Source organism: Pseudonocardia sp. KRD291 (assembly GCF_019263595.1).
In the GTDB taxonomy this organism is placed as follows: Bacteria; Actinomycetota; Actinomycetes; order Mycobacteriales; family Pseudonocardiaceae; genus Pseudonocardia.
On record NZ_JADQDD010000266.1, the window covers coordinates 1 to 8,424 of the forward strand.

Annotated in this window: 7 protein-coding genes; 1 reads left to right on the forward strand and 6 read right to left on the reverse strand. The window is 75.6% G+C overall.

From position 1 onward, the window contains the following. Positions 1–685: 685 nt before the first annotated feature. The 4 genes from I4I78_RS26355 to metK form a co-directional block, all read right to left on the reverse strand. Positions 686–1,618, reverse strand: coding sequence for a methionyl-tRNA formyltransferase (locus I4I78_RS26355; protein WP_218614193.1), 933 nt, complete (start codon positions 1,616–1,618; stop codon positions 686–688). Continuing rightward, positions 1,615–2,163, reverse strand: a complete 549-nt coding sequence (gene def / locus I4I78_RS26360; protein ID WP_218614194.1) for a peptide deformylase — start codon at positions 2,161–2,163, stop codon at positions 1,615–1,617. The genes I4I78_RS26355 and def overlap by 4 nt, the downstream gene beginning before the upstream one ends. 78 nt (positions 2,164–2,241) lie before the next feature. Further along, positions 2,242–4,431 (reverse strand): primosomal protein N', encoded by a 2,190-nt coding sequence (locus tag I4I78_RS26365; RefSeq protein ID WP_218614195.1) that lies wholly within the window; start codon positions 4,429–4,431, stop codon positions 2,242–2,244. 219 nt (positions 4,432–4,650) lie between these two features. Beyond that, the gene (gene metK, locus I4I78_RS26370; protein ID WP_218614196.1) at positions 4,651–5,868 is read right to left on the reverse strand and encodes a methionine adenosyltransferase; all 1,218 of its coding nucleotides are present in this window, start codon (positions 5,866–5,868) and stop codon (positions 4,651–4,653) included. 306 nt (positions 5,869–6,174) lie between these two features. Here metK and I4I78_RS34310 point away from each other — a divergent pair, with 306 nt between their 5' ends. Next, positions 6,175–6,810: an SH3 domain-containing protein gene (locus I4I78_RS34310; RefSeq protein WP_374225919.1), complete on the forward strand. Its 636-nt coding sequence runs from the start codon at positions 6,175–6,177 to the stop codon at positions 6,808–6,810. Positions 6,811–6,888: 78 nt separating this feature from the next. Here the strand turns inward: I4I78_RS34310 and coaBC are convergent, their stop codons facing one another. Further along, positions 6,889–8,130, reverse strand: coding sequence for a bifunctional phosphopantothenoylcysteine decarboxylase/phosphopantothenate--cysteine ligase CoaBC (gene coaBC, locus I4I78_RS26380; RefSeq protein ID WP_218614198.1), 1,242 nt, complete (start codon positions 8,128–8,130; stop codon positions 6,889–6,891). 5 nt (positions 8,131–8,135) lie between these two features. Continuing rightward, positions 8,136–8,399, reverse strand: coding sequence for a DNA-directed RNA polymerase subunit omega (gene rpoZ / locus I4I78_RS26385; protein ID WP_218614199.1), 264 nt, complete (start codon positions 8,397–8,399; stop codon positions 8,136–8,138). Positions 8,400–8,424: the final 25 nt, after the last annotated feature.

Here is an 8,424-nt window from a genome sequence, read left to right on the forward strand (position 1 = left end):
TCGTGGCTCGGGCGGCGCGGCCGGTCGTCTCGGGACGGCCGGTCATCACCGCGCGGGCGCGCGTCGCCGCGTGGCGCGACGTCACGGGACGGGCGGTCGTCACGCGGGCGGTCGTCACGCGGGCGGTCGTCACGCGGGCGGTCGTCACGCGGGCGGTCGTCACGCGGGCGGTCGTCACGCGGGCGGTCGTCACGGCGTGGGCGGGCGCTCGATGCCCCGCCGGAGCGCTCGTCGCGCCTCGGCCGGTCGTCGCGGCCTCCGGCTCGGCCCCCTCCGGCTCGGCCGGAGCCGCCGCGGTCGCCGCCGGTCCGGCCGGAACCAGCGCGGTCACCCCCGGCGCGGTCGCCTCCCGTGCGGTCGCCGCCCGTGCGGTCGCCGCCGGCGCGGTCGCTGCCCGGCCGGTCGTCGCGGCCGGTGGAGGGACGCTGCGCCGGTCGGCGGTCGTCGTCCCGGCCCGCCCCACCGCGCGACCAGCCGTCGCCGGTCCGATCGGGTCGTCCGTCGGGCTTCTGGTCACTCACGGGGTCTCCTCGCGGCGGGGGTGGGCCGCGTCGGCGGCAGTGCTGTGGTGGTCGCCGCAGCGGCGACCGGGCCGGCGCCCACCGGGCCGGCGCCGGACGGGACCGGCGCGCCGGCGGCAGGTAGGTGGATCACCATATCGGCGTCGGGCGCGGTGCGGGTGCGCTCATGCCAGCGACTCCCCGGCGTCGATGCGGGCACCGCGTGCCCAGTCCGGAGCGGGCATCGCCCGCTTGCCGACGGGACGGACCTCGCCCAGCTCGACCGGGACCGTCGTGGTCCCCACCAGTACCCGCTTGCGCTCCACCAGCAGCTGCCCCGGCGCGAGCTCGACCTCGCCGGTGCGCAGCGGGCGGACCGGCCCCAGACCGAGACGCTCGCCGCGGAACTCGCACCACGCCCCCGGGTCGGGGGTGACCGAACGGATCAGCCGGTCGATCGCCGCGGCCGGGTTCCTCGGGTCCACGCGGGCGTCGGCGGTGGTCACCTTCGGCGCCGTCGACACGCCCTCGGGCGGCTGCCGGGCCGCGAACAGGGTCCCGTCCTCGATCCCGTCCAGGGTGGCCGAGAGCAGGCGGGCCCCGGAGTCGGCGAGCCGGCCGAGCAGGGCCCCGGAGGTGTCGGTGGCGCCGATCGTGTCGGTGACCACACCGAAGGTCGGGCCGGTGTCCATGCCCTCCTCCAGCCGGAACGTGGTGGCTCCGGTGACGTCGTCGCCGTGCCGGATCGCGGCCTGCACCGGGGCGGCGCCGCGCCACGCCGGGAGCAGCGAGAAGTGCAGGTTGACCCAGCCGAAGCGGGGGACGTCGAGGGCCGCGCGCGGGACCAGCGCGCCGTAGGCGACGACCGGGGCGCAGTCCGGCGCGAGCTCGCGCAGGGCGTCCAGGAACTCCGGGTCGGACGGGCGGCCCGGTGTGAGCACCGGGATCCCGGCCTCATCGGCGAGGGCCCCGACCGGCGACCGGACGAGCTTGCGCCCGCGTCCGGCCGGGGCGTCCGGCCGGGTCAGCACCGCGACGACCTCGTGGCGCGGCGAGTCCAGCAGGGCGCGCAGCGAGGGCACCGCCGGGTCGGGGGTGCCGGCGAAAAGCAGCCTCATCGCGCCTTGCCGAACAGCGGGTGCGGGCTGGTCTTGACCGCGGGTTCGGGCTCGCCGAACCAGGACGCCTCGCGGATCTCGGCCATCGCCTGCTTGCGGGTCTCGGCGTCGAGGCGGTCGATGAACAGGACACCGTCGAGGTGGTCGGTCTCGTGCTGGATCGCCCGGGCGAGCAGCTCGCTGCCCTCGATCACCTGCGGCTCACCGTGCATGTCCCATCCGCGGGCGACCACGTGCAGCCGCCGGCGGCAGTCCCAGCCGAGGCCGGGAATGGACAGGCAGCCCTCCGGTCCGACCTGGTCCTCCTCGCCGACGGCCTCCCAGCTCGGGTTCACCAGGTGCCCGGAGAACCCGTCGCAGTCGAAGACGAACACCCGCTGCCCGACGCCGATCTGCGGCGCGGCCAGGCCGGCGCCGCCCTCGTCGTGCATCGTGTCGGTGAGGTCGGACACCAGCCGTCGCAGCTCGGCGTCGAACGTCTCGACCTCGGTCGCGCGGGTGCGCAGGACCGGGTCGCCGAAGAGCCGGACGGGCTGGATGGGCACGGTTCTCCTCGCAGGTCTCTCGGGTGGGTCCCCCATTCTCCCACCGCCGACGCCGGACCCCCGGCCGGGCCGGGCCGGTCAGCCGATCTCGGACGGGTCCAGGCGCACCCGCACGGCCTCGGCCGCCTTGCGCGCGCTGCGGCCTGCCTGTGCCGCCGCCAGCGCGCCGGCGAGCTCGCGCCCGGAGGCGCGCGGGACCCGCAGCAGTGCCCGCTCCCGCACCTCGTCGTCGGGCCCGTGGCCGGACGGCCGTTCCGGCGGGTCGATCTCCACCGGGCCGAGCAGCTCCACCCCGGACGGAGCCCCCTCCGCTGCCAGCACCGCGTCCACGACCTCGGCCACCGCAGCCGGCGGCCCCTCGACGGCGGCCATCCGGACCGCGGGCGGGAACCCCACCTCGGCCCGGGTCGCGAGCTCGGCCTCGGCGTGCCCGGCCGGGTCCCAGCGCACCAGGGCCTGCACGGTCGGCAGCGACGAGTCCGCGACGACGACCACGCGCCCGCCCTCGGAGTGCGGCACCACCGCGGCCGCCGCGGCGAACCACCGGCGCAGGGTCTCCTCGGCGACCTTGAGGTCCGGGCGGGAGAGCATCGCCCACCCGTCGAGCAGCAGCGCGGCCCCGTACCCGCTCTCGGCGGCGGGCTCTGCCCCCGGCGTGGCCACCACCAGCGACGGCCCGTCCGCCACCGTCGACAGCACCGGCGCGCCGCCACCGGAGGAGCGCACCGTCACCCCCGGGAACGCGCGGCCCAGCTCCTCCGAGGTGCGCCCGGCGCCGACCACGCCGGCGCGGAGCCGGCGCGACCCGCAGCCCGCGCACCGGAACGCCGGTTCCGCGCGACCGCACCAGCGGCAGTGCGGCAGTCCCGCGGGGCCTCCGGCCGACTCCCCCGCCGGGCCGGCGGCGCCGTTCCCGGCTCCGGGACGGGGGAACCCGAGCGGTCCGGCACAGTGCCGGCACCGCGCGGTCTCCCGGCAGGACGCGCAGGACAGCCACGGCAGGTACCCGGCGCGCGGGACCTGCACCAGCACCGGCCGTCCGGCCGCCAGTGCCGCGCGCGCGGCCTCGAACGCCACCGCCGGGACGCGCGCGGCCCGCGCGGTCGGGTCCCGGGCCAGCTGGGTGTCGGTCTCGCCGATCGCGGTGACCCGCGGCGCGCGCTCGCGCACCACCGCGCGGTCGGCCGCGATCGCGCTGGCCCAGCCCGACCCGACGAGCACCTGCGACTCCGCGGTCCGGGCGAACCCGCCCACCAGCAGGGCCGCCCCGGCGCGGTGCGCGCGCAGCACCAGCACGTCGCGCACGTGCGGGTAGGGCGCACGCGGCTCGGTGTGCGAGTCGTCACCGTCGTCCCAGACGGCCAGCAGGCCCAGGTCCGACAGCGGGGCGAACGCCGCCGAGCGGGTCCCGACGACCACCCGCACCGCGCCGCGGCGCACCGCGAGCCAGCGCCGGTAGCGCTCGGCCGGGCCGAGGTCGGCCGAGAGCGCCACCACCCCGTCGGCGCCCAGCAGCAGGGCGCACGCCGCCTGCAGCCGCTCCACGTCGCGCTGGTCGGGCACCACGAGCAGCGCACCCCGGCCCGCTGCGGCGGTCTGCGCGGCGGCCTCGGCCAGGCGCGCCGCCCAGTCCTCCCCCGGCAACGCCTGCCAGACGGCGTGCGCGGCCCGTCCACCGGCCAGCGCGTCGAGGAACGCCTCGCCGCGCGGGTACCCGGCCCAGCCGGACCGGTCGGGGACGATCTCGTCGGGGCCCGGGTCGCGCTCGCGCGGCTTCTCCGCCTCCACCCGGGCGTGCCGCGGCGGGACGGCCAGGCGCAGCACGTCGGCCAGGACCCCGGCGTACCGGTCGGCCACCGCCCGGCACAGCTGCTCGACCTCTCCGGTGAGCACCGGCTCCGCGGACACGACCTTGTCCACCCAGGCGAGCCTGCCGGTGTGCGCGGACTCCTCGGCGCGGGCGAGCAGGTAGCCGTCGACGAGCCGGCCGGCGAAGCGGACGCGGACCCGCGTCCCGGGCACGGCGTCGGCGTCGAGGTGCGCGGGCACCCGGTAGTCGAAGGGCCGGTCGAGGTGCGCCAGCCCGACGTCCACCGCGACCCGGGCGACCGGCAGCGTCGCGGCCGGCTGCCACTCGCCGCGGGTCCTGCTCGCCGGTGGGGTGCTCACGCCCCGGGGTCTACCAGACCGCCCCGGCCCGGCCCGCGGCAGCGGGCACCGGCCGAGGGCGGCGGGCGGGGACGCCGGTGGGGTCGAGGTCGTGGACATGGGGTGAGCATGCAGCCCGGCACCGACAGTTCCGCCCACGCACGCTCGCGCCCCCGGGGCCACGGGTGAGCGGGCGGCGCGCTCGTCGCACAGGTTCCGACGAGAGCGCCGTTCGCCGGACGGACCCCGGACCCACCGGGCCTCGGAGCCACCGGACAGGCCGGACACACCGCTGGCCGGGTCCGGCGAACCGGACCCGGCCAGCGGGGAGAACCTGCCTCAGCTACCGGCGACCGACTTGAGCGCGTCCGCGCGGGAGGTGTCCTCCCACGGGAGCTCGATGTCGGTGCGGCCGAAGTGGCCGTACGCGGCGGTCGGTGCGTAGATCGGGCGCAGCAGCTTCAGGTCGCGGATGATCGCGGCCGGACGCAGGTCGAAGACCTCCTCGATCGCGGCCTGGATCTTCGCCGGGTCCACGTTCTCGGTGCCGAACGTCTCGATGAACAGGCCGACCGGGGCGGCCTTGCCGATCGCGTAGGCGACCTGGACCTCGATCCGCTGGGCCAGGCCCGCGGCGACGGCGTTCTTGGCGACCCAGCGCATGGCGTACGCCGCGGACCGGTCCACCTTCGACGGGTCCTTGCCGGAGAACGCGCCGCCACCGTGACGGGCCATGCCGCCGTAGGTGTCGACGATGATCTTGCGGCCGGTCAGGCCCGCGTCGCCCATCGGGCCGCCGAGCACGAAGCGGCCGGTCGGGTTGACCAGCAGCTTGGGCTGCGTGGCGTCCCAGCCCAGCGCCTCCACCTCGGGGGTGACGACGTGCTGCAGGATGTCCGGGGTCAGCATCCCGTCCAGGTCGACGTCCGCGGCGTGCTGGCTGGAGACCACGACGGTGTCGAGGCGGGCCGGCTTCTCGCCGTCGTACTCGATGGTGACCTGGGTCTTACCGTCGGCACGCAGGTAGGGCAGGGTGCCGTTCTTGCGCACCTCGGTCAGGCGCCGCGCCAGCCGGTGGGCCAGCGCGATCGGCAGCGGCATGAGCTCCGGGGTGTCCGTGGTGGCGTAACCGAACATCAGTCCCTGGTCGCCCGCGCCCTGCTTGGCGATCTCGTCCTCGGCGGACTCGACGCGCTTCTCGTAGGCGGTGTCCACGCCCTGCGCGATGTCCGGCGACTGCGCGCCGATGGCGATGTTCACGCCACAGGTCGCCCCGTCGAAGCCCTTGGTCGACGAGTCGTACCCGATCTCCAGGATCCGGTCCCGGACGATCTTCACCAGGTCGGGCTTGGCCGTCGTGGTGACCTCACCCGCGACGTGCACCTGGCCGGTCGTGACCATGGTCTCGACCGCGACACGGCTGCTCGGATCCTCCTCGAGCAACGCGTCGAGGACCGAGTCGCTGATCGCGTCGCAGATCTTGTCGGGATGACCCTCGGTCACCGACTCGCTCGTGAACAACCGTCGGCTCGTGTTCGACACGCGCTGTTTCTCCATCCGATCGACTTGTCGCGGCCGTCCGACCGCGCTCGTCCGGCCGGAACCATGATCGCTCCGGCCTCTGGGCACTCACCCTAGTCCAGTAAAGCCCGTCCTCCGATGTCCTGCATCACGCAACACCGCCACGGAGAGTGAAATCAACCTCTCATTCGGCAACGCTGAGTCGCTTGATGGGGTGATTGACGAGTGGATCACGAATCCGCGCGCCGCCCACTCGTTGGGCGAGACATCACCCCCGCACCGAGTGGGAGGTGAATCCCACAGCAGCTGATCCACGCCCCTGCGGCACGGAGGTTTCCCACGATGAAGGCGCACACCACGCCAGGACGGCGCATCGCCGCCGTCGCCGGCGCGCTCGCGATCGCCGGCGTCTCGGCGACGGCACTGATCGCCGGCACGGCGTCCGCCGCCGGCACCGGCACCTGCACGTCGAGCGTGAACGTGCGGTCCGAGCCGAAGGAGTCCGCGCCCATCGTCGGCGTCTGCGAGCGCGGCGAGACCACCTCGGTCGGCGAGAAGCGCAACGGCTTCGTCCAGCTCGACGAGTTCGGCGGCTGGGCCCAGGCGCAGTACGTCGAGACCGGCTCGGAGGGCACCACGTCCGCCCCGAACCGCGCCGAGGAGGGCGAGGACGACTTCTTCTCCTCCCCGCGCAGCACGGAGTCCCCGCGCAGCTCCCAGTCCCCGAGCACCTCGGACTCCCCGAGCACGAGCAGCCCGCGATCGGGCACCAACCCGGAGCGCACCGAGGACGGCTCCGAGTCGTCCCCGCGCAGCAACGGGTCCACCCCGAGCACCTCGGAGTCGTCCCCGCGCAGCAGCGAGTCCTCCCCGAGCAGCAGCACCTCGCCGAGCAGCAACGACTCGTCGCCGCGCAGCACCACGTCGCCGAGCTCCTCGGAGACCACCCCGGGCAGCAGCTCGGACCTCGACGACTGAGAAACGCCCGCGAGCGCACAGTGGGGGCGGTACCCGTGTGATGTCACGGGTACCGGCCCCCACGGGCGTCGGGAACCTCTACAGGCGGGCGCCGACCGCGTCCCACACCCGGGAGGCCAGCAGCGCCTTGGAACCGGTGGGGATCTCGGACTCCCCGCCGTCGGCGCCGAGCAGCCAGCCCGCGTTGTCGCCGACCTCGAACGCCTTGCCGTCCCCCACCGCGTTGACGACGAGCAGGTCGCACCCCTTGCGGCGCAGCTTGGCCCGCCCGTGGTGCAGCACGTCGCCGGAGGCGTCGCCGGTCTCCGCGGCGAACCCGACGACGATCTGTCCGGGACGCCGTTCGCGGACCAGCCCGGCCAGGATGTCCGGGTTCTGCGCGAGCCGCAGCGGCGGCGGTTCGGCGTCCCCGCGCTTGATCTTGTCGGTGGCCAGGTCGACCGGCCGGAAGTCGGCCACCGCGGCGGCCATCACGACGGCGTCGGCGTCCTGGGCCGCGTCGTGCACGGCGGCCTGCAGCTGCGCCGCCGAGCCGGCCCGCACCACGTCGACGGCCGCCGGGTCCGGCAGGTCCGCGGTGTGCGCGGAGACCAGCGTGACCCGCGCCCCGCGCTGGGCCGCGACCCGGGCCAGCGCATAGCCCTGACGTCCGGACGACCGGTTGCCGAGGAACCGCACCGGGTCCAGCGCCTCGCGGGTTCCCCCGGCGGAGACGACGACGTGCCGCCCGGCCAGGTCGCGCGGCAGTGCGTCGCCGCGCTCCAGGAGCAGCCGGGCGAAGTCGGCGATCTCGGACGGGTCGGGCAGCCGGCCGGAACCGGTGTCCTTACCGGTCAGGCGCCCGGACGCCGGCTCGAGCACGACCGTGCCGCGGGAGCGCAGCAGCGCCACGTTGTCGCGGGTCGCGGGGTGCTCCCACATCTCGGTGTGCATCGCCGGGGCCAGCAGCACCGGACATCGCGCGGTGAGCAGCGCCGCCGTCAGCAGGTCGTCCGAGCGGCCGTGGGCCAGGCGCGCCATCAGGTCCGCGGTGGCCGGCGCGACGACGACGAGATCGGCCTCCTGGCCCAGCTTGACGTGCGGCACCGACGGGACGTCGTCGAACACCCCGGTCGCCACCGGCTGCCCGGACAGGGCCTCGAACGTGGCCGCACCGACGAAGTTCAGCGCCGACTCGGTCGGCAGCACCCGGACCGAGTGCCCGGTCTCGGTGAGCCGGCGCAGGAGCTCCGCGCTCTTGTAGGCGGCGATGCCACCGGACACCCCGAGCAGGACCCGTGGCCTGCGCTCGAGGTGCTCAGGACCGGGTCGTTCGGTCATCGGTACTACTGCTCGCCCTCGGTGTGCTCGAGCATGCCGGCCTGGATCTCGCGCATGGCGATCGAGAGCGGCTTCTCCCGCGGGCCCGGCTCCACCAGCGGGCCGACGTACTCCAGCAGGCCCTCGCCGAGCTGGGAGTAGTAGTCGTTGATCTGGCGGGCCCGCTTGGCCGCGTAGATGACCAGGGCGTACTTCGAGCTCACCTGGCCCAGGAGGTCGTCGATCGGGGGGTTGGTGATGCCCTCGGGGGTGGTGGTGATGCCGCTCATCGGCGTGCTCACTGGTGGAACTCCT

What these genes read in the sequence shown, in the direction of transcription:
- I4I78_RS26355 (WP_218614193.1), bottom strand. Translation starts at nt 1,618, where the DNA reads ATGAGGCTGCTTTTCGCCGGCACCCCCGACCCGGCGGTGCCCTCGCTG.
- I4I78_RS26365 (WP_218614195.1), bottom strand. Translation starts at nt 4,431, where the DNA reads ATGTCCACGACCTCGACCCCACCGGCGTCCCCGCCCGCCGCCCTCGGC.
- metK (WP_218614196.1), bottom strand. Translation starts at nt 5,868, where the DNA reads ATGGAGAAACAGCGCGTGTCGAACACGAGCCGACGGTTGTTCACGAGC.
- I4I78_RS34310 (WP_374225919.1), top strand. Translation starts at nt 6,175, where the DNA reads ATGAAGGCGCACACCACGCCAGGACGGCGCATCGCCGCCGTCGCCGGC.
- coaBC (WP_218614198.1), bottom strand. Translation starts at nt 8,130, where the DNA reads ATGACCGAACGACCCGGTCCTGAGCACCTCGAGCGCAGGCCACGGGTC.
- rpoZ (WP_218614199.1), bottom strand. Translation starts at nt 8,399, where the DNA reads ATGAGCGGCATCACCACCACCCCCGAGGGCATCACCAACCCCCCGATC.